The sequence below is a fragment of the Agromyces cerinus genome, from assembly GCF_016907835.1.
GTDB classification, from domain to species: Bacteria; Actinomycetota; Actinomycetes; order Actinomycetales; family Microbacteriaceae; genus Agromyces; species Agromyces nitratus.
Genome location: NZ_JAFBCT010000001.1, coordinates 1,150,557 through 1,175,480, shown reverse-complemented (window position 1 = coordinate 1,175,480; position 24,924 = coordinate 1,150,557). Strand labels below are relative to the sequence as shown.

Sequence of the window (24,924 nt, the reverse complement as noted above, 5' to 3'; positions counted from 1 at the left end):
TGCGGCGCGTTATCGCGTGATCGCCGGCAGGCTCTTGCGCGAGCTGAGCACCTGGTCGATGAGACCGTACTCGAGCGCTTCGCTCGCCGACAGGATCTTGTCGCGGTCGATGTCGGTGTGCACCTGCTCGGGCGTGCGGTTCGAGTGACGCGACAGCGTCTCCTCGAGCCACGAGCGCATGCGCATGATCTCGGCGGCCTGGATCTCGATGTCGGACGCCTGGCCGTGACCTGCCTCGCCCATGGCGGGCTGGTGGATGAGCACACGGGCGTTCGGCAGTGCGAGGCGCTTGCCCGGCGTGCCGGCTGCCGCGATCACCGCGGCGGCCGAGGCGGCCTGGCCGAGCACGACCGTCTGGATCTGCGGACGGATGTACTGCATCGTGTCGTAGATCGCGGTCATGGCAGTGAAGGAGCCACCGGGCGAGTTGATGTAGAGGATGATGTCGCGGTCGGGGTCCATCGACTCCAGCACGAGCAGCTGCGCCATGATGTCGTCGGCGGATGCGTCGTCGACCTGCACGCCGAGGAAGATGATGCGGTCCTCGAACAGCTTGGCGTAGGGGTCTTGGCGCTTGTAGCCGTAGGCCGTGCGCTCCTCGAAGCTCGGCAGGATGTAGCGCGAGCCCGGTGCCTGGACGCCGTTGAAGGCGGTGCCACCGAAAGCAGGGATGTTCATTCGCTCGTTCTCTCTTCTCTCGAGTGCCTACGCCTGGGTTCCGCCGCCGCCGGCCACGTCGAGGGCCGATTCGCGGATGTGGTCGACGAAGCCGTACTCGAGGGCCTCCTGCGCGTTGAACCAGCGGTCGCGGTCGCCGTCGGCGTTGATCTGCTCGACGGTCTTGCCCGTCTGCGCCGCCGTGATCTCCGCGAGTCGCTTCTTCATGTCGAGGATGAGCTGCGCCTGCGTCTGGATGTCGCTCGCCGTGCCGCCGAAGCCGCCGTGCGGCTGGTGCAGCAGCACGCGGGCGTTGGGGGTGATGTATCGCTTGCCCTTGGTGCCGGCCGTCAGGAGCAGCTGCCCCATGGAGGCGGCCATGCCGATGCCGACGGTGACGATGTCGTTCGGCACGAACTGCATGGTGTCGTAGATCGCCATGCCGGCCGTGATCGATCCGCCGGGCGAGTTCACGTAGAGGTAGATGTCTTTCTTGGCATCTTCGGCGGCGAGCAGCAGCAGCTTCGCCGCGATCTCGTTCGCGTTGTCGTCGCGCACCTCGGAGCCAAGCCAGATGATGCGGTCCTTCAGCAGTCGATCGAAAACACCGGTGCCTGGTGTCGGTTCGGCCATGTGTCGCTCCGTTTCCGTTGTCGCGTTCACTCGAATCTATCCGGTGCAACGCGCGCGAACGGGGCTGTTCGCCCTAGGCGGATGCCGCGAGCTCTGCAGCGTATGCGGCGAGCGACACCCGGTACCGCTGCAGGTGCGGGGCGAGGGCTGCGAGGGCCTCGGATGCCGCGAGCCGCGCGTCGCCCGCATCGACCCGTGCAAGGGCGCGGAACGCGACGACGGCGTCGCGCAGTTCTCCGGACTCGGGCTCGATCTCGTCGAGCATGGCGATCGCCTCGAGCGGGCGCCCGAGGTTGCGGATCGTCGATGCGAGCTGCACGTGCGCCTGAATGCGTTCGGAGCCCGAGAGCCCGCCCGCGATGGCCTGCCGATAGAGCGGCTCCGCCTCGGCCTCGAGGCCCGCCGAGTCGCGAGCGCCGGCGCGCTCGAAGATCGCGATCGGGTCACCCGCCGGGCGTTCTGCCGCGAGGGCGTCGATGCGGCGGATCACCTCGTGGTCGCCGAGCTCGTGGGCCGACGCCCAGACCGCGTCGACCCGCTGCTGCCAGTCGCTCATGCACGTACCTCCCGTGAATGCGGGAAGGGGCCGGGCGAAACGCCCGACCCCTTCACCGTTCGATCACCGAATTACTCGGCGTCGGCCTTCTTCGTTGCGCGCTTCTTCGGCGCGGGCTTCTCAGCAGCGTCGGCGGCCTCGTCGGCAGCGGCGGCCTTCTTCGGCGCGCGCTTCTTCGGCGCGGGCTTCTCGGCGGCCTCGGCCTCTTCGACGATCTCTTCAGCCTCGTCGACGACCTCTGCTTCGGCCTCAGCCTCGGCAGCGGCGACGGCGGTGAACTCGGAGAGGTCGACGGGCTTGCCCGCGGCATCCGACACCCTCGCCTTGCCGAGCGCGATCGCGAGCGCCTTGTTGCGCGCGACCTCGCCGACCATGGCGGGGATCTGACCGTTCTGGCTGAGGATCTGCACGAACTCGTTCGGGTCCATGCCGTACTGGGCTGCGCCCTGCACGAGGTACTGGGTCAGCTCGTCCTGGCTGACCTGGACCTTCTCGGCCTCGGCGATCGTGTCGAGCAGGATCTGCGTCTTGAACGCCTTCTCGCTCGACTCGGCGACCTCTGCGCGGTGCTCGTCGTCTTCGAGGCGGTTCTCGTTCTCGAGGTGACGGTGCACCTCGTCGTCGATGACGGCCTGCGCGACGGGAACCTCGACGAGCTCGAGGAGCTTGTCGACGAGGAGGTCGCGGGCCTGGCTGCCCTGACCGAACGACTTGTTGCGCGCGACCTGCTCCTTGAGGCTGTCGGTCAGCTCGACGAGCGTGTCGAACTCGCTCGCGATCTGCGCGAAGTCGTCGTCGGCTGCGGGGAGCTCGCGCTCCTTCACAGCGGAGACGGTGACGGTGATCTCAGCGGTCTCGCCCTCGTGGTCGCCGCCCAGGAGCTTCGACGCGAAGGTGGTGGTCTCGCCTGCGGAGAGCGTGTCGAGGGCCTCGTCGATGCCCTCGATCAGGTCGCCCGAGCCGAGCTCGTACGAGATGCCGCTGGCGGTGTCGACCTCGTTGTCGTCGATCTTGGCGACGAGGTCGAGGGTGACGAAGTCACCGGTCTTGGCGGGGCGGTCGACCGTGATGAGCGTGCCGAAGCGGCTGCGCAGGCGGTCGAGCTCTTCGGCGACCTCGTCGTCGGCGACCTCGACGGAGTCGACCGTGAGCTCGATGCCCTCGTAGGCGGGCAGCTCGATCTCGGGGCGCACGTCGACCTCGATGGCGAGCAGCAGGTCGCCCGAGAAGTCCTTGTCGCTGGGCCACTCGACGATGTCGGCCTCGGGGCGACCGAGGGGGCGCAGCTCGTGCTCGGCGACGGCGGCGCGGTAGAACCCGTCGAGGCCCTCGTTGACGGCGTGCTCGAGCACGGCGCCCTTGCCGACGCGCTGGTCGACGATGGGCGGCGGCACCTTGCCCTTGCGGAAACCGGGCACGTTGATCTGCTCGGCGATGTGCTCGTACGCGTGGGCGATGCTGGGCTTCAGCTCCTCGGGCGTCACCGAGATGGTGAGCTTGGCGCGAGTGGGGCTCAGCTTCTCAACCGAAGTGGTCGGCATGTGGAAGTTCTCCTGTTGTGTGGAAGTTCGTGTCGAGTCCTGGAACTCGTCGGGGCGACAGGATTCGAACCTGCGACCTCCCGCTCCCAAAGCGGGCGCTCTACCAAGCTGAGCTACGCCCCGAGTCGCGACTCAACTCGTCGATTCAGCCGTGCGGGCATGCGAAAGCATGCGTCAGACGGATGGACCCCAGAAAGTCTACTGCACAGCGTGAGGCCCCTGCTGTGCATCCCGGGTTCGGGCGCCCGACACCGAGTTGTGGATGATCCACCGCTGGCGCTCGCGACCGTGGCAGAGTGTGGCCATGCCCGAGCAACCCGCCGATGCCCGCGACCTCCGACGCTGGCCGTCAGACCCCGCGCAACTGATCGACACGACGCTCTGCCCCTCCTGCTTCAGCGCGCTGCGCAGCGCGGTGTGCGGCACCTGCGGACTCGACCTCTCGGTGCCCGCCGCGGGCGAGCTGCTCGCCGCCGGTCGCGCACTGCACGATCGCGAAGCCGACCGGCAGTCGCTCATCTCGACGATGCGCGAGGCGCAGACCTCCCGCGTCCGCCAGGCGGCAGCGAGCGTGACGGATGCCGCGGCGCATGCTGCTCCCGTTGCGGCGGCGACGCCGTCGCCCTCCCCCGCGATGGTTCCGGCCCAGGCGCCGCCGGTGCTGTCGGTGCCGGTACCAGTGCCGCCGACTCCGGCAGTGACTCCGACCCCGACCCCGATCCCCCAGCAGCTCCAGGCCTCTGCTCCGGCACCCGCGGGCGCGACCGCGCCGGTCGCCGCGCCTCGCTCCGGACGCTCGGGCGTGCAGGTGCTGCTCCTGACGCTCGGCGTCGTGCTCATCTCCATCACGGCGATCGTGTTCCTCTTCGTCGCCTACCTCGTCGCGTCCCTCGAGGTGCGCTCGATCATCATCGCCGTGGCGAGCGTGCTCGTGCTCGGCGTCGCGTGGCTGCTCAGGGCCCGCCGCCTTCCCGGCACCGCCGAGGGCGTGGCATCCGTCGCCATCGTGCTGTTGCTCCTCGACGTGTGGATCGTGCGGGCCAACATGCTGTTCGGCACCGAGACCATCGGCACGTCGGCCTACCTCGGCGGCGCCCTGCTCGTCGTCGCCGCGGTGCTGGTCGGCGTGCGAGCGGCGAGCGGCATCCGCGTCGCCGGCATCGCCGCGGCCGTGTTCGCTCCCGTCGGCGTGTTCCTGCTCGCCAGCGAGGCTGCGCCCGACGACCAGCTCAGCACCCCGTTCTGGGTCGGATTCCTCGCCGTCTCCCTCCTGGGGTCGGCGGCCGTGCTGCTGCCCGCCACGGTCGAGCGCACCATCGTGATGGCGGCAGGCTTCGTCGGCGGAGCGCTCGCCCTCCTCCCCGCGTACTGGGCGCTGCCCGAGGTCGCGTGGAGCCGGCTGTGGTGGTACCTCGTGGTGGCGGCCGCATGGCTGATCGCGCTGGTCGCGGTGCGGCTGCGGCGCGGGCTCGGTGCGGTCTGGGCCCGGATCGCGGCGCCGGCGTTCGGCCTGAGCCTCGCGCTGGCACCGGCCCTGGCGATCTTCGGCGAGCTCGGCAGCGAGGTCTCGCTCTGGCTCGCACCCGCGGCCGCGGGTGCCGTCGCCGCCGTCTTCGCCGCCGGCACGCGACTGACGGGCACTGCCGCACGGGATTCGCTCGCAGCGTTGGTCGCGGCGATCGCCGTCGCCGCCTGCTCGGTGCTTCCCGGGGTGTTCCTCGGCTTCAGCGTCGTCTGGACGAGGTTCGCCGGAAGCGTGCCGCCGTGGAACCTCGAGCTCGACGAGCAGCTGCAGCCGGGCACCCCCGATCACGATCTCACCGCGGTGCTCGTGCCCGTCGTCGTGGCTGCCGGCGCTCTCGTCATCTCGGTGCTCGTGCGGCGCGGCCGAGCACTGGCCGCGATCCCGACCGCTGCGGCCTTCGCGAGCGGCATCGCCGTCGCCTGCGTCGCCCCCGGCCCCGCGATCGCTGCCGCACTGCTCCTCGTGCTCGCCGGCGGCGCGCTCGTCATCGCCGCGTTCCGGCATCGCCTCGCGGTTCCCGGCCTGCTCGCGACGCTCGCGGTCGGCGGCAGCGCCAGTGCCGCATTCGCGTGGTGGGTGGGCTACTCCAACGCCACGATGTGGCCGTGGGTCGCGGCGACCGTGATCGCACTCGCGATCGTCGGCCGCGTCATCGCGCGCCGGGTCTGGCCTGCGGTCGCCGTACCGGCGGTCGGTGCGGCGCACCTCGCGATCGCGTCGACGCTCTTCGTCTTCGCCGTGTTCTCCATCCCGTTCTGGCAGACTCCCGACGACCTGCAGCTCATCGAGCCGTGGATGTGGCTCGCCGTCACCTCCTCCGTGCTCCTCGTCGCCGCCGCGGTCGTGCGCTTCGGCAGCTCGAGCGATCGCCTGTGCGCGGTGACGCCGCCGTTCGCGGCATCCGTGATCTCGATCTGGGCACTCGCCTTCGAGACGGATGCCTCGTGGCGCTGGGTGCCCGCGGGCATCTTCGTCATCGCCGGGGTGCTCTGGTTGCGTCTCGGCGCGCCCGAGGCGCTGCGCGTCGCATTCGCCGCGACGACTCCGCTCGCGCTCGCCTTCGTCTCGGCGGTCGTCGTCGACGAGGCGTTCGGGTGGGAGACCGTCGGCGTCGGCATCGCGGGCGCCGCCCTGCTCGGCGCGGCACTGGCTCACGTGGTGCCCGAGCGCGCGAGCCGTGCCCGGCTCGTCTGGGCCGTCGCCGTGGGCGTCGTCGCGGTGGTCGCGCTCGTCTCAGGCGTCACCGGGTCATTCGGCTCCTCGGAGCTCTGGCTCGTGCTCCTGCTGCTGACGCCGGTGCCGATCGTGCTCGCCGCGCTCGCGGGCGATCCGATCGGCGGTCAGTCTCCGGCCCGGCATCTCGGCTGGGTGAGCCTCGCGCTCGGCGTCTCGACGGTGTGGGCGTGGCTCTCGGTCGACGCGGCCGACCGCCCGGTCAGCGTCGAGGCGTACACGCTGCCGCTCGCCGCCGCGCTCGCCCTCGCCGGCGGGTTGATCACCTGGCGACGCACGAGCGGCAGCGTTCCCGCGCAGGGTCGCACCGCGCTGTTCGCGACCGCTGCGGCGATCGCGGCGCTCCCGAGCATCGGCACCGCGGGTGAGGCCGAGCTCCGTGCGCTCCTGCTCGTCTCGATCGGCATCGTCGTGGCGATCGCCTCGGTGTTCCTGCCCGAGCTGGCACGGGGGGTGCCCGTGCGGCTGCTCGGCGTGCTCACCGGGTGGGTCGCGTTCACCGGTGCCGGTCTGGTGCGCGGGGCCACCGTCGCCACCGACAATGCCGACAGCGCGCTCATCGCCGAGTTCTGGCCGCTCATCGCCCTCGCGGCGGGCGTGACGATCTCAGTGATGTGGGCGCGCACCGCGTCTCGGCTCGCCAGGTTGGCAGAGGTGATGCTCGCGGCATCCGTCGCCATCGCCGTCGTGCCGACGATGCTGGAGATCGTCGACGGCGACGAGCCGTTGCTCCGCTCGGTCGTGCTGTTCCCTGTGCTCGCACTCGCCTGCATCGCGTCGGCCGCGACGACGGGGAGACCCCTCGCAGGCTCCGTGTTCGTCTGGACGATGCTCGGCACGCTGACGCTCGGTGGCGTGATCGTGCTGTTCTCCGGACAGCTCGACCCGTTCGACCTCGTCACCGCGTCGCTCGGCGTTGCGCTCATCGGCGTCGGATGGTTCCGCATGCGCCGCTCCCCCGAACTCGGCAGCTGGCCGGCGCTCGGCCCCGGCCTCGGCGTGCTGCTCGTGCCGCCGTTCTTCGCCGACTTCACCGATCCGCAGCTCTGGCGCATCGTGACGCTCGGAATCGTCGCGGTCGTCGTGCTGGTCCTCGGCGCCGTTCGGCGCCTGCAGGCGCCGCTGCTGCTCGGCGGTGCCGTGCTGCTCGTGCACGCCCTCGTGCAGCTCTGGCCGTGGATCACCGACCTCTACGAGGCCGTGTGGTGGTGGCTGTGGCTCGGCATCGCAGGCGTGCTGCTCGTCGTGCTCGCCGCGACCTACGAACGACAGCTGCGGCTCGCTCGCGGCACCATTCGCTCGATCGCGGCCCTGCGATAGGACGCGGCGGTAGGCGGCAGACACGGCGCGCGTCACGAGAGGGGGGTCATCGTGTACTACGATGATCCAGTGCCCGCGAGCGGGTACGCGGGGATGTAGCTCAATGGTAGAGCCTCAGTCTTCCAAACTGATCACGCGGGTTCGATTCCCGTCATCCCCTCCACACGATCCACTCGTCGCTGCCTCCGACACTCTCGTCGCACCCGCAGCATTCTCGATTCGCGATCTCGGCCTCCTCGAGGTGTCGACGAACGTGCGCGCGCAGCATGCTCACGATCTGATCGCCCGTGAGAATTCGGTCTAGCGCTTGCTGAGAGCGCTCTACTACCGTGAACCCCATCGACAACATCCAGCCCTCGCTCCTCGGCCGTGGCGAAGAATTGGAACGTCTCGCCGTGCTCGTGAGTTCCGCGCGCAACGGGCACGGCTCAGCCTTGCTCCTGCGCGGCGAGGCCGGCATCGGGAAGACGACCCTGCTCGAAGCGGCCATGCATGACCTCGCCGGCGTGCGGGTCGTCCGTTCCGACGGTTTCGAGGCGGAGTCGGCCATGCCGTACGCAATGCTGCAGCGGCTCGGGACGCCGTTCACGCACCTTGTACCGGCTCTGCCGCGACGCCAGGCATCGGCGTTGCGCATCGCCGCAGGGGTCGACGAGGGGCCACCACCCGACCGATACCTCGTCGGCCTCGGCATGCTGTCGCTGCTCGCGGCCGCCGCAGAGCGCGAACCAGTCGTGTGCGTCGTCGACGACGCGCACCTCTCCGATCCCGAGTCGCTCGAGGTGCTCGCGTTCGTCGCGCGTCGGCTGAAGGCAGAGGCGGTGGCGATCGTGCTCAGCGCCCGCCCCGACCCGAGGGTCGATCGCGCGGTCGCCGGCATCGCCTCGCTGGAGCTCGGGGGGCTCGACCCGCAGACGGCCGTGCAGGTGCTGAATCGATCGGCGACGGATCAGGTCGACCCGTACCTCGCGATGCGATTCGCCGAGGAGACGGGTGGCAATCCGCTCGCCCTCACCGACCTTGCGCGGGAGTTCACCGCACAGCAGCTCACCGATTCCTCGCTCGGGCTCGGGCCCGTTCCGATCGGTCAGCGCCTGGAGTCCACGTACCTTCGCGCGGTCGAAGCGCTTCCGGCCGACACGCGTCGGTGGCTCGGCATCGTCGCGGCGGAGTCCACCGGTGATCCCGCGCTCATCGACGATGCCGCTCGGCGGCTCGCCGTGTCTGCCGATGCCTCCGGGGCGGCCGAGAGCGCAGGGCTCGCCACTTCGCGCGACCGCGTGCGGTTCCGGCATCCGCTCGTCCGCGCTGCCGTGTACAACGCGATGACCGCGACGGAGCGTCGCCGCGTGCACGAGGCGCTCGAATCGGTCGCCGGGGCTCGTGGTCGTCCCGATCTCGCGGTGTGGCACGCGGCTGAGGCCACGCTCGGCATCGACGACGACGTCGCCGACCGCCTCGAACTGGCAGCGGATGCCGCGGGCGGGCGGGGCGGCACCGTCTCGCGTGCTCGACTGCTGGCGCGCGCGGCCGATCTGTCGAGCCGTGGGCCAGAGCGGGAGGCGAGGCTCGTCGCCGCGGCGGAGGCCGCCGCGGTCGCCGGTGCGGCGCGCTTCGCGACCGAGATGCTCGACCGAATCGACCCGACTGCCCTCGACCCCGTGACCGAGGGCAGGGTGCTCATGCTGCGCGCCATGCTCGCCCTCTTCGTGGCCGATCCCGAAGGCGTGAGCGGCGGCACCGAGCAGTTGCTGCGGGCGGCAGGCCTGTTCCACGGTCGCGCGCCCGAGCTCGAGCAGCGAGCGCTGCTCGGGGCCTTCAACGCGGAGCTCACCTCGGAGTCGACCGTGCGCAGCGGGAGCCTGCAGGCGCTCGGGCGCCGGCTCGCGACCGGAGCCGGCGTGACCGACGGGCGCAGGTCGCTCGCGTTGCGCGCCCTCGGTGCGCACATCCTGCAGCCGTACCCCGAGGCGGCGCCGATCATGCGTGCAGCGGTTGCGATGCTGCAGGACTCGAACGACGCGCAGCTGCTCGAGCTCGGCTCCGAGGCGGTCGCGTTGACGATGGCGTTGTGGGACGAGCAGACCTGCGTCGAACTGCTCGAACGCACGGTGCGTGCGGCCACGGAGGCCGGCAACCTGCGCGTGCTCGACACCACGCTGTGGGTACTCGGGCTCCTCGAGCTCGTCCGCGGCGACCCCGCCGCATCCGGTCGGTACGTGGAGCAGGTGCGCGAGTTGCGCCGAGCCATCGGCTACGACGCGGAGCAGGTCGTGAACGCGTCCTACCTCGCCTGGTCGGGGGCGCCGCCCGAACTCGTCGAGCAGATCGCCGAGGCGACGCTCCTCACCGGATTCGCCGGCGTCTGGACGATCGCGATGACCGGTCTCAGCATCCGCGAGATCGCCGACGGCCACTACCGTGACGCCTACGAGCGCCTCCGACCCATGGTCGAGCACGAGTTCCTGCAGGTGACGTACCAGCAGCTGCCCGACCTGGTCGAGGCGGGCGTACGCAGCGGCAATGTCCGGGCGGCGCGGGCCGCGGCCGATCGGCTCGCCGAATTCGCGACGGCGAGCGGCACGCCATGGATCCGCGGCATCTCGGCACGGGCCGAGGCCCTGCTCGCCGAGCCGGAGCAGGCGGAGGCCCGATACGTCGAGGCGATCGAGCACTTCGGCCGGGCCACGGCACCCGGCGAGCTCGCGCGCGCGCACCTCCTGTACGGCGAGTGGTTGCGCCGCATGAAGCGCCGCCGCGAGGCCCGCGACGAGCTCCGTTCCGCGCTCGCGATCTTCGAACGCGTCGGTGCGCCGGCGTTCGCGGCGCGAGCCCGTCGGGAACTCGAGGCGACCGGCGAGCACGTGCTCGCGCACGAGACGGGTGACGGCCCCGACCGGCTCACACCCCAGGAGGATGCGGTCGCGCGGCTCGCGTCCGCCGGCCGGACGAACGCCGAGATCGGCGCCGAGCTCTTCATCAGCGCGAACACGGTCGACTACCACCTGCGGAAGGTGTTCCGGAAGCTCGGCATCACCTCGCGGAAGCAGTTGACCGAACGGATGCCCGCGCGCTGAGCTCGCGACTACGCGCACCACGTGGTTCGGCGCAAGCACGGTGCGGGCCAGCATCGAGGCATCCGCGAATCGCGAGCAGCGCGACTCGCCCGGTATCCGGGAGGCGCCCATGCCCCACGTCACTGCCGATGACGGCGCGCAGATCTTCTACAAGGACTGGGGTTCGGGCGGCACGCCGGTGCTCCTGAGCCACGGGTGGCCCCTGAACGCGGACGCGTGGGAGGCTGCGGCGCTCTTCCTCGCCGAGCACGGGCACCGCGCGATTGCGCACGACCGGCGCGGCCACGGCCGATCGAGCCAGACGTGGAACGGCAACGAGATGGACACCTACGCCGACGACCTCGCCTGCCTCATCGAGCACCTCGACCTGACGGACCTCACGCTCGTCGGGCATTCGACCGGCGGCGGAGAGATCGCGCACTACGTCGGACGGCACGGCTCGGCGCGCGTCGCCAAGCTCGTGCTCATCTCGGCGGTGCCGCCGCTCATGCTCGAAGCCGCCGACAACCCCGGCGGGCTGCCGATCGCGGTGTTCGACGGCATCCGCGCCGGCGAGGCATCCGATCGCTCGCAGCTGTACCGCGACCTCGCCGACGGCCCGTTCTTCGGCCACAACCGCAACACCGACATCTCGCAGGGCGTCCGCGACGCGTTCTGGCTGCAGAGCATGGCCTGCGGGCACCGCGCAGCCTACGAATGCATCGCCGCGTTCTCGGCCACCGACTTCCGGCCCGACCTGGCGAAGATCGACGTGCCGACGCTCGTGATCCACGGCGACGACGACCAGATCGTGCCGTTCGAGGTCGGCGGCGCTCGATCGGCCGAGCTCATCGACGGGGCGACGCTGCTCGTCTACGAGAACGGCGCCCACGGCCTGCCCGACACCGACCGCGACCGGCTGCACGCCGACCTGCTCGCCTTCATCGATTCCTGAACCGGATGCTGCGGGGCCGACCCCGCGGCATCAGACCGCCCACACTCGAAAGGACTCCGCCATGACCGACCAGACCGACTCCGCCGCACCCGACACCATCGTGCTCGTGCACGGCCTCTGGATGACCCCGCGCAGCTGGCGGGGCTGGAAGGAGCGCTTCGAGTCGAAGGGCTTCACCGTGCTCACGCCCGCCTACCCCGGTTTCGAGATCGAGGTCGAGGCGCTGCGCGAGAACCCCGACGTCATCGCGAAGCTCACGGTGCCCGCGACCGTCGACCACCTCGCCGCCCAGATCGAGGCGCTGCCGAAGCCACCGATCATCATGGGCCACTCCTTCGGCGGCACGCTCACGCAGCTGCTGCTCGCGCGGGGGCTCGGCGCGTCAGCCGTCGTCGTCGACTCCGCGCCGACCGAGGGCGTGCGGATGACGCCCCTCTCGCAGGCGAAGTCGCTCTTCCCGGCGCTGAAGAACCCTGCGAACATCCACCGGGCGGTCGCGTTCACACCCGAGGAGTTCCACTACGCGTTCGCGAACACGCTGTCGCGCGAGGACTCCGACGCTGCATGGGAGGAGTTCGCGATCGCCGCTCCGGGCAACTGGATCTGGGCGTACGGGCTCATCGCCAACTTCAAGCCCGGCCACCAGGAGACCTGGGTCGACTACGCGAAGGACCGCGCACCGCTGCTCTTCATCGGCGGGGAGAAGGACCACATCATGCCCCCGAGCGTGAACAAGTCGAACGCGAAGCACTACGCGAAGTCGCCGGCGCTCACGGAGTACGTCGAGTTCCCGGGTCGCTCGCACTGGATCTGCGCCGAGCCCGGTTGGGAGGAGGTCGCCGACCACGCCCTCGAGTGGGCGCTCGCACACGCGAGCGAGTCGGTGGCGCTCAGCGCGTCGGCTGAGTGACGGAGGCCGGCCGTCGACATCTGATCCACACCGCAACGAATCGGAAGGAACGATCATGATCACAACCAAGCGGCGAGGCCTTGCCACCCTTGCCATCGCAGCAGCGATCTCCCTCGTCGCCCTCGGAGGCGCCGTTCTCCCGGCGACCGCGGCGACCACCGCGGACGCGCACGTCGCGCGAGCTGCCGCAGCCAAACCGACCGTCGTCCTCGTACACGGCGCCTTCGCCGACTCCAGCGGTTGGAGTCTCGTCTCGACGGCGCTGCAGGCCAAGGGCTACCCGGTCATCGCATTCTCGAACCCGCTGCGCGGGCCGCAGTACGACAGCGACTACCTGCGACAGTTCCTCAGCACCATCAGCGGGCCCGTCGTGCTCGTCGGTCACTCCTACGGCGGCGCCGTGATCAGCAACGCAGCCACCGGCAACCCGAACGTCAAGTCGCTCGTCTACATCGCCGCCTACGCGTTGGCCGAAGGAGAATCCGTCCAAGCCGCGAACGCTCTCGGCGGCGGCCACACCGACGTGATCGACCACCTCGTGCTCCGCCCGTTCCCCGGTGCGACCGACGGCGATGCCGATGCCTTCATCGATCCGGCGTTCTTCCCGGAACTGTTCGCGCAGGACATCCCGAAGGTCGTGGCGCAGAACATGGCCGGCTCGCAGCGCCCCGGCGCGCTCGCGTCCCTCGTCGCTCCATCGGGTCCGCCGGCCTGGGCATCGATCCCCAGCTGGTACATGGTGGCCAAGAACGACCGCATCATCCCGCCCGAAGCGGAGCGCGCCATGGCCGCGCGGGCCAACGCCAAGACGGTCGAGGTGAACACCTCGCACGTGCCGATGATCAGCCAGCCGCTCAAGGTGGTTTCGATGATCGTCGACGCGTCCAAGTAGTCACGGCGATGTCGGCCCGCCGCGTCTGCGGCGGGCCGACATCATGCGCTCCGTGACCGGCGTCGACCGGCCCGATCACCGTCGACGTCGGCTGAGTAGTCGCATGTGACGCCACGTGTCAACCCCAGATCAGCCCAGCCTTCCCTTGGTTGAAATATGTGAGCACCCGCGTAGCGTTGAACCCGACATACGTTCAGGGAAGGTGGACCACATGACCGACACGAAGATCGCTCCCAAGACCCCGAAGGCCGGCGCGAACGCCGATGTCGCATCGGGCGTCGCCCAGTTCCTCGCCCCCGTCGTGCATGAGCTCGTCGCCCTCGCCGTCAACGGCAAGCAGGCGCACTGGCACGTGCGCGGCGTGAACTTCATCGCAGTGCACGAGCTGCTCGACGTCGTCGTGGCGCACGCGCAGGAGTGGGCCGACCTCGCCGCCGAGCGAGTCGTCGCGCTGGGACTGCCAGTCGACGGGCGCCTCAAGTCCGTCGCCGACAAGAGCGGCGCCGCGAACCCGAAGCTCGGATTCCAGCCCTACGACGAGGCGATCGCCGACGTCGTCGCCCAGATCGACCTCGCGGCAGAGAAGGTCGCCGAGGCGATCGAGGGGCTCGACGAGCTCGACCCGGTGAGCCAAGACGTCGTGATCGAGATCCGCCGCGGCCTCGACAAGGACCGCTGGTTCCTCTTCTCGCACGTCGCTGTGAAGTAACACGCGATGGCGGGCTGACGGGCCCGGGTGCAGAATGCCGGTATGACGGCCGATGCACCCGGGCCCGTTTCGTCTTCGGCGGATGCCGCCGGCGCGGATTCGGGCGCGGCATCCGACCCGCCCCTGACCGACGCGCAGAAGTCGTTGCGCGCGCAGATGCTGGCCACCGAGCACTGGAGCCTGCTCGCCTCGCGGTCGACCACGCAGAGCGAGGTGCTCACCCGCATCGCGATCTTCCTCACGCTCGTCTCGGCGGGGCTCGTGACGCTCGGTGTGCTCGGCAACGCCACCGAGTTCCGCGGCTGGTTCGGGATCGCCGCGCTCGGCGTGCTCGTGCTGCTCGTGCTGCTCGGGGTCATCACGCAGTTCCGCGTGTTCAACACCGCGACCGAAGACCTCGCGTACGTGCTCGCGATGAACCGGCTGCGCGGCGCCTACCTCGACCTCGACCCGGGCATCGAGCGGTACTTCCTCATGGGCACCACCGACGACGAGACGGGCATCGGCCGGACCTACTACCCGTTCGCCGTGCGCGACCGCACGCAGGTCTTCGCGAGTTCGGCGATGGTGATGCTCGTCGTGAACACCGCGCTCATCGGCCTGCTCACCGGTGCGCTGGTCTACGCGTTCACCGCGGCGGTGGGGTGGTCGGTCGCCGCGGGCGCGGTCGTCGCGGTGATCTCGTTCCTGTTCTGGATGCTCCGGGGCTACCGCAGCTACCTGGAGGTGCTGCGCACGCACGTGCCCCTGCGGCGCAGCACGGAGCCCTGACCAGCGGCGTCAGCGCTGCAGCCAGGTGAGCACGGCGAGCACTCGCCGGTGGTCGGTGCCGGAGTCCTCGAGTCCGAGCTTCTGGAAGATCGACGTGACGTTCTTCTCCACGGCGCCGACGCCGATGAAGAGCTGCTTCGCGATGCCGGCGTTGGTGCGCCCCTCGGCCATGAGCGTCATGACCTCGCGCTCACGGGGCGTCAGGGTCTCGAGGGGGTCGCTACGGCGGGCGAGCAGCTCGCGCACGACCTGCGGGTCGAGCACGGTGCCGCCCTGGCTGACCCGTTCGACAGCGTCTTCGAGTTCGTCGAGCGAGGCGACGCGATCCTTCAGCAGATAGCCCATTCCGCCCTCGCCCGACGACAGCAGTTCGTGGGCGTAGGTGCCCTCGACGTACTGGCTGAGCAGCAGCACGCCGACCTTCGGCATGCGGCGCCGCAGTTCTATCGCCGCGCGCACGCCCTCGTCGCGGAACGACGGCGGCATGCGCACGTCGAGGATCGCGAGGTCGGGCCGGGTCTCGTCGAGCGCGGCGAGCAACGAATCGGCCTCGCCGTAAGCGGCCACCGTCTCGAAGCCGGCCTCGTCGAAGAGCCGCACGAGCCCCTCGCGGAGCAGCACCGAATCCTCGGCGAGCACGATGCGGAGCGGGGCGCGATCGGTCATGCCCCCACACTATCGGCGGGCGAGCGGATGCCTCGTGGCCGCACGGGCCACGAGGCATCCGCTGTTCAGGGTCAGACCTGGAGCGCCGTCTCCCCTGCAGCGAGCGGCGCGAACGGGATGTGCGCGCCGATCGTCGTGGGACCGCCGACCGGGCTGTCGACGACGAGCACGCCGCGCAGGCCCTGCACGCGCTCCTCGAGGCCGGCGAGGCCGTGCCCCGCCGTGAGTGCTGCGCCGCCGCGCCCGTTGTCGGTCACCCAGACGTCGAGCCAGTGGCCGGTCGCGCCCGTGTCGCGCGTCGAGACGGTGAGGCGGATGCCGCTCGCCTCGGCGTGCTTCACGGCGTTCGTGAGCAGTTCGGCGGCGATGAAGTAGGCGTTGCGCTCGATCGACGCGGGCAGCGTGGCATCCGTCGGCAGGTCGATCTCGACCGTGACCGGGATCGGGCTTCGTGCCGCGACCGACTGCAGGGCGACCGCGAGGCCGCGGTCCTGCAGGATCGGCGGGGCGAACCCGCGCGAGAGCGCACGCAGTTCGTCGAGGGTCTCGCGGGCCTGCTCACGGGCCTCGACGAGCAGTTCGCGCGCCGACTCGGGGTCGCGCTCCAGCTTGCGCTCGATCGCGGCGAGGTCCATCTGCAGGCGCACGAGCCGCTGCTGCGGGCCGTCGTGGATGTCGCGCTCGAGGCGGCGGAGCGACGCGTCTTCGGCCTGCACCGCTGCGCCGCGGGAGGCGGCGAGCTGCGCGACCTCGCGCTCGAGGGCTTCGGACCGCCACGAGCCCAGCACGCCGCGCGCGATGACGTCGTGCAGCAGGGTGAGGCCGCGGAACACGAACGGCAGGGTGGCGAGGAAGATCAGGCCGAGGATGAACTCGAAGACCGTCTCACCGACGACGGGGTCGATCTGCCAGGTGTTGCCCGGGAACATCCAGTCGACGACGACGTCGTAGAGCCAGAAGTCCTGGTCGCCGCGGCCGTCGGGGATGTAGCGCTGCCAGATCCAGCCCGTCGTGCCGCCGAGTGCCACCGAGGTCCAGGCGATCGTGATGCTCCACGAGACGATGCTGATGACCGGGTTGATCACCATGCCGTGCAGCATGTAGAGCCAGTAGTGGCCGTCGACGAACGGTGCGAACACCGTGCGCCAGAAGCCCTGCTCGCGGTTGTCGCGGTCCCAGACCGGGCGGGTGATCTCGGGGCGACCCGCCCAACGCAGGCGCACGAGCTCGAGGGTGCCGAACCCGCGGGCGATGAAGAGCGATGCGACGACGATGAAGACGCCGAAGACCAGTGCGATCAGCCCGAGCCCGGTGAAGAACGTCGTCGCGAGCACGACGAGCCCGGTGATCGCGATCGGCATGGTGAGGATGAGGAAGGCGAACTCTCGCGGCACCTTCGCCCACAGCGACCAGTAGCCGCGGCGCTTCGGCGCGGCATCCGTGGTCGCGACAGAGGCGGTCGCCGGGGGCGTCGCCGTGGTCTCAGTGGTGTCAGTGCTCATGATGGGTTCCTTCAGTAATCGTGGCACGCTGACCGGGCTCGACGACGGCGAACTGGCCCATCATCCCCTGGTCTTCATGCCACAGCAGGTGGCAGTGGTACATGTACGGCGTGTCGGGGTCGGAATAGTCCTCGAACCGCATCAGCAGTTCGTACTCCTTCTCGGGCTCGGTGAAGATCGTGTCCTTCCAGCCCGCGAGCTCGGGCGGCGGCGCCGCGCCGTCGATCGACGCGATGCGGAACTGCACGTCGTGCACGTGGAAGCTGTGCGGCACCTGCGTCGCGTTGTCGACGATCCAGCGTTCGAGGGTGTCGACGGTCACGGTCTCGTCGATGCGGCCCATGTCCATCGCCTCGCCGTTGATCTCGAAGCTGTCGTTGAGCGTGAACGTGCGGGTCGTCGCGACCTCGGCCTCGTCGTAGTCGTCGATCGTGTTGAGCGCGGCGGGCACGGGCGGTGCCGGGTCGAGCGTCTCGGCTGCGCGCACCTCGAGCACGTCGAAGGCGTCGCTGCCGCCGTTGGTGTCGGCGACCGCGCCCACGAGCCCCGCGATCTCGGGCGTCATCTTCGACTGCAGCACGACCCGCTCGCCGGGCGTGACGCGCAGCAGCACCTCGGCGCGTTCGCCGGGCGACAGCCGCACGTGATCGAGCGAGACGGATGCCTCGAGCAGCCCGCCGTCGGTCGCGATGAGTTCCACGGGGCGCGCGTCGCCCCACGTGAAGGCGTAGGTGCGCGCGGTCGAGGCGTTCAGCAGTCGCAGGCGCACGAGTTCGTCGGAGACCTCGAGGTACGGTCCGCGGGTGCCGTTGACGATGAGCTCGTCGCCGAGCCCGCCGGCGTACCCGCGCTGCTTCGACTCCTGCTCGCCGTCGGCGGAGAAACCCGAGTCCTGCACGATCACGGGCACGTCGTCGACGCCGTACTCCGACGGCAGGCCGAGCGAGCGTTCGTGCTCGTCGTGCAGGATGAACATGCCCGCGAGACCTTTCGCGACGTGGTCCTCGGTCTCGCCGTGCGGGTGCGGGTGGTACCAGAGCGTCGCGGCCTGCTGGTCGATGCCCCACTCGGGCGACCACGAGGCATCCGGTGCCACCATCTGGTGCGGGCCGCCGTCCATCTCGGCGGGCAGGTGCATGCCGTGCCAGTGCACGGTCGTCGGCTCGTCGAGCGAGTTCGCGACGTTGACGCGCACATGTTCGCCGCGCTCGGCGACGAGCGTCGGGCCGAGGTAGCTCCCGTTGAAACCCCACGTGTCGCTCGGCTGCCCCGGGGTGAACTCGGTCGTGCCCGCCTGGGCGTCGAGCGAGAACACCCGCGTGCCGTCGGCGTCGACGGTGGACTCGGCGAGCGGCGGAATCGCCAGCGGCGTCTCGAAGTCGACCTTGCCGACCGTCGAGATCGGCCCGGGTCCGACGACGCCGCATCCGGCGAAGGCGATCGCCACGAGTCCGCCGGCGGCGACTGCGGCGAGCGCGGTGCCGAGCACGGCGCGGGGGCGACGGAGCTGAGGTGGTCGGAGGCGTGTCACTGGCATGGTTCCAGCCTCGCGAGCGACGCGTCGGGGTCACAGCCGGAGGACAGCCGAATCGGGACGGGGGTTTTCCCCCTTCCCTACGGAGCCGGGCCTCAGAGCGTCTGGTGTGTGATGCGTCCGTCGAGCAGGGTCGCGGCGACCGGCATGGTGCTCAGTGCGTCGACGGATGCCGCATACGGGTCGAGTTCGAGCACGGCGAGGTCGGCGCGCATTCCCGTGCGAACCGTCGTTCCCTGCCGGCCCGTCGACGCGGCGAGCGCGGCACGTGCTTCGATCGCCTGTTCGGGATGCCACGGCTCGCGCCCGTCCCGGGTGCGCCACACGGCTGCGGCGATCGCGACCCACGGGTCGAGCGGTGCGACGGGGGCATCGGAGCCGAGGGCGAGTTCGACGCCGGCCGATGCGAGGTCGGCGAGCATGAACGCCCGGTCGGTGCGCCCGGCCCAGTAGCGTTCGGCGACGTCGCGGTCGTCCATGGCGTGCTCGGGCTGCACGCTCGCGACGATGCCGAGCCGTGCGAGGCGGTCGATGTCGTCGCGGCGCAGCAACTGGGCGTGCTCGATCGATCCGGTGCATCCGACCGCTTCGAACGCATCGAGCACCCGGGCGTTGGCCTGGTCGCCGATGGCGTGCACCGCCGGGGTGATGCCCGCCTCGTGGGCACGCCGCATGAGCGGCACGAGCTCGTCGTACGCCACGGTCGCGAGCCCGTACGGGTGTTCGTCGGGGCCGAGGCCGGGATACGGGTCGAAGCACCACGCGGTGCGCGTGTTGAGCGAGCCGTCGGTGATGACCTTGTACCCGCCCACTGTGACGAGCCCGGCAGTGCCGGGCACCTCGTCACCGGTGCGGAGCCCCTCGGCGATCGCGCGATCGAGGTGCTGCGTGTAGATGCCGAACGACACCCGCAGCGCGTCGACTCCCCCGGCCACCCGGCGCACCCAGTCATCGCGGTTCCACCGCATCTCGTACTCGGTGACGCCGACGACACCGCGGCCGGCCGCCCGGTGCGCGGCATCGGCCACCCATCCGTCGAGCACGGTGTCGGCGACGTCGTCGATCTCGCGCACGAGCCGGAAGCAGTCGTCTTCGCGCAGTATGCCGCTGGAACCGGCGAGTGCCTCCACTCCGTACCGTCGGAGCGCCGCGGAGTTCAGCCAGCAGGCGTGCAGGTCTGCCGCGACGAGCACCACGGGCACGTCGCCCGAGACGGCGTCGAGCACCGCACGGGTCGGGGCGTCGGCCCACAGGCCGTCGCGGTAGCCGAAGCCGATCACCTCGGGTTCGCCCCGGTCGACGGATGTCTCGACGAGACGGGCGACGGCGGCCGCCGACTCCGCACCGGCCAGATCGAGGCGGCGCGAGAGCATGGCCCATTGGGAGAAGTGCACGTGCCGGTCGTAGAGACCGGGCACGACGAAGCGCCCGTCGAGATCGAGACGACGGATGCCGCCGGGCGACGTATCCCCGGTTGGCCGCTCACCGGTCGGCGACACCGAGACGACGCGGCCTCCGGCGAGGTGCAGGTCGACGACCCCGTCGGCGCCGGGCAGCCGTGCGCCGGCGAGGATCAGGGGCTCAGCGGCATCCGCTGCACTCATGGCGTTCATGCCTGGCAGTAGGGGCACCAGTAGAGCTTGCGGGCGCCCATCTCCTCGAGCACGATGTTCGTGCCGCAGACCCGACAGGGCAGGCCCTCGCGCTTGTACACCCAGTGGCGGTCGTCGCGGCTGGCCATCGCTGCGCGGTACGCCTCGGGGTCGAGGTCGTCCATGGTCATCATCTGACCCGTCTCGACACCGATGCGCAGTAGCTTCGCCCAGTCGCGCCACAGGTGGCGCACATGCTCCTCGGGCACGAGCTTGCCCGGCGTGTGCGGGTTCTGCTTCGCCCGGAAGAGGAGTTCGGCCCGGTACACGTTGCCGATGCCCGCGACCACGTTCTGGTCCATGAGCAGCAGGCCGATCGGGGTCGCCGTCTTCAGGATCCTGCGGGTGAAGCGCTCTTCGGCCTCGGGCCCGTCGTCGAGCAAGGGGTCTGGGCCGAGTCGGCCGACCACGGCTTCGACCTGGGCGGGGTCGAGCACCTCGCAGGCGGTCGGGCCACGCAGGTCGGCGCAGATCGTGTCGGTGAGGAGCCGCACCCGCACCTGCCCGATGGGCTCGGGCGGGAAGGTGTCGAGGCCGTTGCCGTCCTTCTCCTTCTCGGACTCCGACATGCGCAGGCGCGTCTTGCGCGGTGCGCCGATCGACTGCAACGAGTTCTCGCCGGCCGAGTCGAAGACGACGGCGTCGGGGTTCGGCCGGTCGAGGAAGGTGCCGGCCTGGTTCGTCTGCCCCATGCGCCCGTTCGCCGAGGCGATCGTGGCATCCATCAGGATCTCGCCGGCGAAGTCCCACGCCCCGTACATGCCGAGGTGCACGCGCAGCCAGACGTCGCCCTCGAAGCCGAGGAACATCTGCTTGCCCACGGCCCGCGCATCGGTCATGCGCCGGCCGTCGATCTCGGCCGCTCCGGCGGCGAACCGGCCCTGCGGGCTCGAGGCGCGCACGACGTGCCCGACGAAGTTGCGCTCGAACTGCCGGGTGATGCGGTGGACGGAGTGACCCTCGGGCACCCGACTACTCCGCCGGTGCCTCGACGTCGACGCCCTTGCCGGCGATGTCGCCCGTCGTCTCGTACTCGGCGAGCTGGGCGATGCGGCGCACGTGGCGCTCGTCGCCCGAGAAGGGCTCGGCGATGAAGGCGTCGATGTACCGGATCGCCTCCTGCACGGTGTGCTGGCGGGCTCCGATCGAGATGACGTTGGCGTCGTTGTGCTCACGGGCGAGCATCGCGGTGTCCATGCTCCAGACGAGGGCGGCGCGGATGCCGCGGACCTTGTTGGCCGCGATCTGCTCGCCATTGCCCGAACCGCCGAACACCACACCGAGCGCGCGCACACCCGCTGCCTGGTCGCGGGCGACGCCGAGCGCCGCGTTGATGCAGAACGCCGGGTAGTCGTCGAGGGCGTCGTACTCGGCCGGTCCGTGGTCGATGACCTCATGACCGCCGTTGGTCAGGTGATCGACAAGCGTGCGGCTGAATTCGAGGCCGGCGTGGTCGGTCGCGATGTGGATGCGCATGCGCCAAGTCTATGGATTCGGCGCCCACGTGAGCGCACGCCCGTGCGGGTGCGCCCAGGCGCGCTGCACCCCATCGACGGCGAGCACGAGGTCGCTGCTCTCGTTGGGCACGTCGTCGCGCACGCGGATGCCGCGGACCACGCTTCGCCCCTCGACCGAGAGCCAGTGACCGGGCAGCTCGCTCACCCGCTCGACGAACGCATCGCGGCCCGCCTCGTCGAGGTACATGAGCACGGCCGTGTGGAAGACGACGAGCGTGGCGTCGCTCGGTGCGGATGCGGCGAGCGCAGCGAGCTGCTCGTTGAGGTCGCCGCTGACGAGGAGCGGCGGGGTGCGGGCCGCGATCTCGGCGGCGGCCCGGAGCCGAGCCCGACGGTCGTCGTGCTCGGGCCACACCAGCGCGTCGAGCCAGTCGACATCGGCGGCCGACCGCACGTCGAGCGGGTGCAGGTCGATGCCTGCGCGCCACACGACCTCGGGCATGGCGGCGGGCACCGGCGTCAGCACGTCCCCGCGCAGCGTGCAGTCGAGCACGACGGCGCTCGGCCCGTCGACGGGGTCGAGCTGCGGGTGGCCCGCATAGCGGTAGCTGTACCGGTCGGGGTAGAGGCAGAGCCCCGCGGATGCTCCGACCTCGAGCAGCGCGATCGGCCCCTCGATGCCGCCGAGCACGGGCAGGTGCAACGCGCAGCGCGCAGCCTCGTTGGTCTGCGTGGCGTGGGTGAGCGCGACTTCGCGCACCTCGCCCCAGTGTTCGGCGAGCCACGCTGCGAACTCGGGGTAGCCGCCGCTCGGGGCGCCGAGCAGCCGCGCAGCCGAGAAGACGAGGTTCGGCTGCCGCTTCGGCGGCGGCAGCTCGTCGATGAGGGCGAGGGTCGAGGCATCCGTCGCCACCCCTGCAGCCCAGGCCTCGTAGGTGGCGGACATGCCGTGCGCCTCGACCTCGGCGAACGAGCGGTACCGGTCGGCCGTCGACGCGGATGCATCGGTGCTGGTGCTCATGGCGTCACGCTACTCCGGCGGCGGGCGCGCTTGAGGCTTGCGCGCTTGCTTGCGTCCAGCGCAGCGGCATACAGGTGATCGCGGGGTACCGTCCCGTAGAATCGTCGGATGCCCTCCGACGCCTCCGACTCCATCAGCGCGCCCACGATCGACGCGCGCGATCTCGAGACGACGCTGCGGGTGCTGGCCACGCTCAGCGAGCTCGACCAGGACGACCCCGACTTCGAGACCGTCCGCCACGCGACCGCGAAGATGTTCAAGGCCGTCAAGGTCGCCCGCCGGCTCGAGAAGCGACGCGTCATCCAAGACGCCGACCGCGCCGTGATCGCCGCGACGGCGACGGGCGCACCGACCCGCATCGACGACGAGACCCGGGGCGCCGACCTCGTGAGCGGCACCGACGCCCGCACCGCCGGCGAGCTGCAGGTCGCCCGCCCCTGCTACATCTGCAAGCAGCGCTACACGCTCGTCGACGCGTTCTACCACCAGCTCTGCCCGAGCTGCGCGGCCATGAGCCACGCCAAGCGCGACGCCCGCACCGACCTCACCGGCAAGCGCGCCCTGCTCACGGGCGGTCGCGCGAAGATCGGCATGTACATCGCGCTGCGCCTGCTGCGCGACGGCGCGCACACGACGATCACGACGCGGTTCCCGCGTGATGCCGCCCGTCGGTTCGCCGCGATGCCCGACGCCGCCGACTGGCTGCACAACCTGAAGATCGTCGGCATCGACCTGCGCGACCCCGCGCAGGTCATCGCGCTCGCCGACGACGTGGCCGCGCAGGGATCGCTCGACATCCTCATCAACAACGCGGCGCAGACCGTGCGCCGCTCCCCCGGTTCGTACTCGCCCCTCGTCGAAGCGGAGTCCTCGCCGCTGCCCGACGGCCCCATGCCCGAGCTCGTGAGCTTCGGCCACACGAACGACGCGCACCCGCTCGCGCTCGCCGACTCGGTGTCAAGCCACCCCGTGCTCTCATCGGGCCTCTTCGCCGGCACGATGACGGCCGACGACCTCACGGCGCTCGCACTCGCACCCGGTTCGAGCTCGCTCGCGAAGCTCGCCGACCGCACCGCGATCGACGCCGGCGGACTCGTGCCCGACCTCCACCACGAGAACAGCTGGAGCGCGGTCGTGCAGGATGTCGACCCGCTCGAGATGCTCGAGGTGCAGCTCTGCAACACGACGGCGCCGTTCATCCTCGTGAGCCGCCTGCGCGCGTCGCTCGCTGCTTCGTCGGCACGCCGCACGTACATCGTGAACGTCTCGGCGATGGAGGGCCAGTTCGGTCGCGGCTACAAGGGGCCGGGGCATCCGCACACCAACATGGCGAAGGCCGCAGTGAACATGCTCACGCGCACGAGCGCGAAGGAGATGCTCGCCGACGGCATCCTCATGACGAGCGTCGACACGGGCTGGATCACCGACGAGCGCCCGCACCCCACGAAGGTGCGCCTCGCCGAAGAGGGCTTCCACGCCCCGCTCGACCTCGTCGACGGCGCTGCGCGGGTCTACGACCCGATCGTGCGCGGCGAGGCCGGCGAAGACGTCACCGGCGTGTTCCTGAAGGACTACTCGCGCGCCGACTGGTGACGCGCGGCCGGCGTCACCCGGTCGGGTCGACGGGGGCCTCGTCGAACCAGCCGAATGGCCGTACCGTCTCGATCTGCACGATCTGCAACCCGCCCCGAGCAGTTCTCTGACGTTCCTCGTCCCAGAGCAGGCTCGCGCTCATCGGTCGAGCTTCGTCGCCCAATCGAGCAGCTCGGCTCGGATCGATCCGGTCATCGGAAGGCGGTGCCACCACCATCCGGCATCGGCCACGAGATGCCCGGCGAACGATGCGACCACATGACGGTCATCGTCGGTGGTCATCTCGCGGTACATGCGATCTGTCTCGGAGACGACCTTCTCGAGTTCTCCGATCGACTCCCGCCCGGCCGTGCCCAGCCCGAGCTGCACGAAGTCGCGAAGGTACAGCGCCCCAACGAAGTCATCGGCACCCCAGTCGTCGCGCCGCTGTGGCCGCACCGCCTCCGACACGATCCGCTGCACATGGGCCGTCCAACCCGCAACGAGTTCACCCACCTCCATCTCCCGCCCGGATGGCAACTGAACGACCGCCCCGCCGAACTCCACCATCAGCTTCTCCCAGCACAGCTGCTCATGACGCTCAAGTCGTCCAGTGATGGGTTCCGATGGCGCTGCTGACCGCGGGCCGCCTTGGAACCGACAGAGGTGCGCATGCTGCCACGCTATGGCGTTCGCGGATGCGGAGGGAAGGCCCGCACGCCCGCCGCGCCGCATTCTGGGGGCGGCGGGCACCGCTCCACC

Annotated in this window: 21 protein-coding genes and 2 tRNA genes; 9 read left to right on the top strand and 14 right to left on the bottom strand. The window is 70.5% G+C overall.

The features are described 5' to 3' along the window. Positions 1-9: 9 nt before the first annotated feature. From JOE59_RS05305 to JOE59_RS05285, 5 genes are all read right to left on the bottom strand, one after another. On the bottom strand, positions 10-678 hold the full coding sequence (locus JOE59_RS05305) for an ATP-dependent Clp protease proteolytic subunit (RefSeq protein WP_179550364.1): 669 nt from the start codon (positions 676-678) through the stop codon (positions 10-12). A gap of 27 nt (positions 679-705) precedes the next feature. After that, entirely contained in the window at positions 706-1,290 is a 585-nt protein-coding gene (locus JOE59_RS05300) for an ATP-dependent Clp protease proteolytic subunit (protein WP_056650900.1), read from the bottom strand. 73 nt (positions 1,291-1,363) lie between these two features. After that, a complete protein-coding gene (locus tag JOE59_RS05295; protein ID WP_204459249.1) occupies positions 1,364-1,846 on the bottom strand; it encodes a tetratricopeptide repeat protein in 483 nt (160 codons plus the stop codon). 71 nt (positions 1,847-1,917) lie between these two features. Next, positions 1,918-3,387, bottom strand: a complete 1,470-nt coding sequence (tig, locus tag JOE59_RS05290) for a trigger factor (RefSeq protein WP_204459248.1) — start codon at positions 3,385-3,387, stop codon at positions 1,918-1,920. Positions 3,388-3,436: 49 nt separating this feature from the next. Beyond that, positions 3,437-3,510 (bottom strand) — tRNA-Pro (locus JOE59_RS05285). 181 nt (positions 3,511-3,691) lie between these two features. Between JOE59_RS05285 and JOE59_RS05280 the strand changes: the two genes are divergently transcribed. The 8 genes from JOE59_RS05280 (at position 3,692) to JOE59_RS05245 (ending at position 14,758) form a co-directional block, all read left to right on the top strand. Then, entirely contained in the window at positions 3,692-7,465 is a 3,774-nt protein-coding gene (locus JOE59_RS05280; protein WP_204459247.1) for an SCO7613 C-terminal domain-containing membrane protein, read from the top strand. An 89-nt stretch (positions 7,466-7,554) separates the two neighbouring features. Continuing rightward, positions 7,555-7,628: transfer RNA gene (locus JOE59_RS05275), tRNA-Gly, on the top strand. Positions 7,629-7,794: 166 nt separating this feature from the next. Further along, on the top strand, positions 7,795-10,542 hold the full coding sequence (locus JOE59_RS19080) for a helix-turn-helix transcriptional regulator (protein ID WP_307836957.1): 2,748 nt from the start codon (positions 7,795-7,797) through the stop codon (positions 10,540-10,542). Between the two features lie 109 nt (positions 10,543-10,651). Then, positions 10,652-11,476: an alpha/beta fold hydrolase gene (locus JOE59_RS05265; RefSeq protein WP_204459246.1), complete on the top strand. Its 825-nt coding sequence runs from the start codon at positions 10,652-10,654 to the stop codon at positions 11,474-11,476. A gap of 61 nt (positions 11,477-11,537) precedes the next feature. After that, positions 11,538-12,386, top strand: coding sequence for an alpha/beta hydrolase (locus JOE59_RS05260; protein WP_204459245.1), 849 nt, complete (start codon positions 11,538-11,540; stop codon positions 12,384-12,386). Between the two features lie 55 nt (positions 12,387-12,441). Continuing rightward, entirely contained in the window at positions 12,442-13,278 is an 837-nt protein-coding gene (locus JOE59_RS05255) for an alpha/beta fold hydrolase (protein WP_204459244.1), read from the top strand. A gap of 211 nt (positions 13,279-13,489) precedes the next feature. Further along, positions 13,490-13,987: a Dps family protein gene (locus JOE59_RS05250; RefSeq protein WP_204459243.1), complete on the top strand. Its 498-nt coding sequence runs from the start codon at positions 13,490-13,492 to the stop codon at positions 13,985-13,987. 42 nt (positions 13,988-14,029) lie between these two features. Continuing rightward, the gene (locus JOE59_RS05245) at positions 14,030-14,758 is read left to right on the top strand and encodes a hypothetical protein (RefSeq protein WP_239560112.1); all 729 of its coding nucleotides are present in this window, start codon (positions 14,030-14,032) and stop codon (positions 14,756-14,758) included. Positions 14,759-14,767: 9 nt separating this feature from the next. Here the strand turns inward: JOE59_RS05245 and JOE59_RS05240 are convergent, their stop codons facing one another. From JOE59_RS05240 to JOE59_RS05210, 7 genes are all read right to left on the bottom strand, one after another. Then, positions 14,768-15,424: a response regulator transcription factor gene (locus JOE59_RS05240; protein ID WP_204459242.1), complete on the bottom strand. Its 657-nt coding sequence runs from the start codon at positions 15,422-15,424 to the stop codon at positions 14,768-14,770. 71 nt (positions 15,425-15,495) lie between these two features. Next, the gene (locus JOE59_RS05235) at positions 15,496-16,926 is read right to left on the bottom strand and encodes a sensor histidine kinase (protein ID WP_204459241.1); all 1,431 of its coding nucleotides are present in this window, start codon (positions 16,924-16,926) and stop codon (positions 15,496-15,498) included. Next, positions 16,916-18,463, bottom strand: a complete 1,548-nt coding sequence (locus JOE59_RS05230; RefSeq protein ID WP_204459240.1) for a multicopper oxidase family protein — start codon at positions 18,461-18,463, stop codon at positions 16,916-16,918. The genes JOE59_RS05235 and JOE59_RS05230 overlap by 11 nt, the downstream gene beginning before the upstream one ends. A gap of 92 nt (positions 18,464-18,555) precedes the next feature. Further along, a complete protein-coding gene (locus JOE59_RS05225) occupies positions 18,556-20,073 on the bottom strand; it encodes an amidohydrolase (protein ID WP_307836956.1) in 1,518 nt (505 codons plus the stop codon). After that, on the bottom strand, positions 20,070-21,080 hold the full coding sequence (locus JOE59_RS05220; protein ID WP_074258862.1) for an Fpg/Nei family DNA glycosylase: 1,011 nt from the start codon (positions 21,078-21,080) through the stop codon (positions 20,070-20,072). Before JOE59_RS05220 ends, JOE59_RS05225 begins: the two co-directional genes overlap by 4 nt. 4 nt (positions 21,081-21,084) lie before the next feature. Further along, positions 21,085-21,588 carry a ribose-5-phosphate isomerase gene (locus tag JOE59_RS05215; RefSeq protein ID WP_204459239.1) on the bottom strand — a complete coding sequence of 168 codons (504 nt, stop codon included), beginning with the start codon at positions 21,586-21,588 and terminating at the stop codon, positions 21,085-21,087. Between the two features lie 9 nt (positions 21,589-21,597). Continuing rightward, the gene (locus JOE59_RS05210) at positions 21,598-22,590 is read right to left on the bottom strand and encodes a DUF2332 domain-containing protein (RefSeq protein WP_204459238.1); all 993 of its coding nucleotides are present in this window, start codon (positions 22,588-22,590) and stop codon (positions 21,598-21,600) included. Positions 22,591-22,698: 108 nt separating this feature from the next. Here JOE59_RS05210 and JOE59_RS05205 point away from each other — a divergent pair, with 108 nt between their 5' ends. After that, positions 22,699-24,183: an SDR family NAD(P)-dependent oxidoreductase gene (locus tag JOE59_RS05205; RefSeq protein WP_204459237.1), complete on the top strand. Its 1,485-nt coding sequence runs from the start codon at positions 22,699-22,701 to the stop codon at positions 24,181-24,183. Between the two features lie 13 nt (positions 24,184-24,196). Here the strand turns inward: JOE59_RS05205 and JOE59_RS18930 are convergent, their stop codons facing one another. Together JOE59_RS18930 and JOE59_RS05200 are read right to left on the bottom strand one after the other, a co-directional pair. After that, positions 24,197-24,325: a hypothetical protein gene (locus JOE59_RS18930; RefSeq protein ID WP_275581122.1), complete on the bottom strand. Its 129-nt coding sequence runs from the start codon at positions 24,323-24,325 to the stop codon at positions 24,197-24,199. Then, entirely contained in the window at positions 24,322-24,915 is a 594-nt protein-coding gene (locus JOE59_RS05200) for a hypothetical protein (RefSeq protein WP_204459236.1), read from the bottom strand. The genes JOE59_RS18930 and JOE59_RS05200 overlap by 4 nt, the downstream gene beginning before the upstream one ends. Positions 24,916-24,924: the final 9 nt, after the last annotated feature.

Excerpts from the sequence above, each read along its gene's own strand:
- JOE59_RS05305 (WP_179550364.1), bottom strand. The coding sequence starts at position 678 with ATGAACATCCCTGCTTTCGGTGGCACCGCCTTCAACGGCGTCCAGGCA.
- JOE59_RS05300 (WP_056650900.1), bottom strand. The coding sequence starts at position 1,290 with ATGGCCGAACCGACACCAGGCACCGGTGTTTTCGATCGACTGCTGAAG.
- JOE59_RS05295 (WP_204459249.1), bottom strand. The coding sequence starts at position 1,846 with ATGAGCGACTGGCAGCAGCGGGTCGACGCGGTCTGGGCGTCGGCCCAC.
- tig (WP_204459248.1), bottom strand. The coding sequence starts at position 3,387 with ATGCCGACCACTTCGGTTGAGAAGCTGAGCCCCACTCGCGCCAAGCTC.
- JOE59_RS05280 (WP_204459247.1), top strand. The coding sequence starts at position 3,692 with ATGCCCGAGCAACCCGCCGATGCCCGCGACCTCCGACGCTGGCCGTCA.
- JOE59_RS05265 (WP_204459246.1), top strand. The coding sequence starts at position 10,652 with ATGCCCCACGTCACTGCCGATGACGGCGCGCAGATCTTCTACAAGGAC.
- JOE59_RS05260 (WP_204459245.1), top strand. The coding sequence starts at position 11,538 with ATGACCGACCAGACCGACTCCGCCGCACCCGACACCATCGTGCTCGTG.
- JOE59_RS05255 (WP_204459244.1), top strand. The coding sequence starts at position 12,442 with ATGATCACAACCAAGCGGCGAGGCCTTGCCACCCTTGCCATCGCAGCA.
- JOE59_RS05250 (WP_204459243.1), top strand. The coding sequence starts at position 13,490 with ATGACCGACACGAAGATCGCTCCCAAGACCCCGAAGGCCGGCGCGAAC.
- JOE59_RS05245 (WP_239560112.1), top strand. The coding sequence starts at position 14,030 with ATGACGGCCGATGCACCCGGGCCCGTTTCGTCTTCGGCGGATGCCGCC.
- JOE59_RS05240 (WP_204459242.1), bottom strand. The coding sequence starts at position 15,424 with ATGACCGATCGCGCCCCGCTCCGCATCGTGCTCGCCGAGGATTCGGTG.
- JOE59_RS05235 (WP_204459241.1), bottom strand. The coding sequence starts at position 16,926 with ATGAGCACTGACACCACTGAGACCACGGCGACGCCCCCGGCGACCGCC.
- JOE59_RS05230 (WP_204459240.1), bottom strand. The coding sequence starts at position 18,463 with ATGCCAGTGACACGCCTCCGACCACCTCAGCTCCGTCGCCCCCGCGCC.
- JOE59_RS05225 (WP_307836956.1), bottom strand. The coding sequence starts at position 20,073 with ATGAACGCCATGAGTGCAGCGGATGCCGCTGAGCCCCTGATCCTCGCC.
- JOE59_RS05215 (WP_204459239.1), bottom strand. The coding sequence starts at position 21,588 with ATGCGCATCCACATCGCGACCGACCACGCCGGCCTCGAATTCAGCCGC.
- JOE59_RS05210 (WP_204459238.1), bottom strand. The coding sequence starts at position 22,590 with ATGAGCACCAGCACCGATGCATCCGCGTCGACGGCCGACCGGTACCGC.
- JOE59_RS05205 (WP_204459237.1), top strand. The coding sequence starts at position 22,699 with ATGCCCTCCGACGCCTCCGACTCCATCAGCGCGCCCACGATCGACGCG.
- JOE59_RS18930 (WP_275581122.1), bottom strand. The coding sequence starts at position 24,325 with ATGAGCGCGAGCCTGCTCTGGGACGAGGAACGTCAGAGAACTGCTCGG.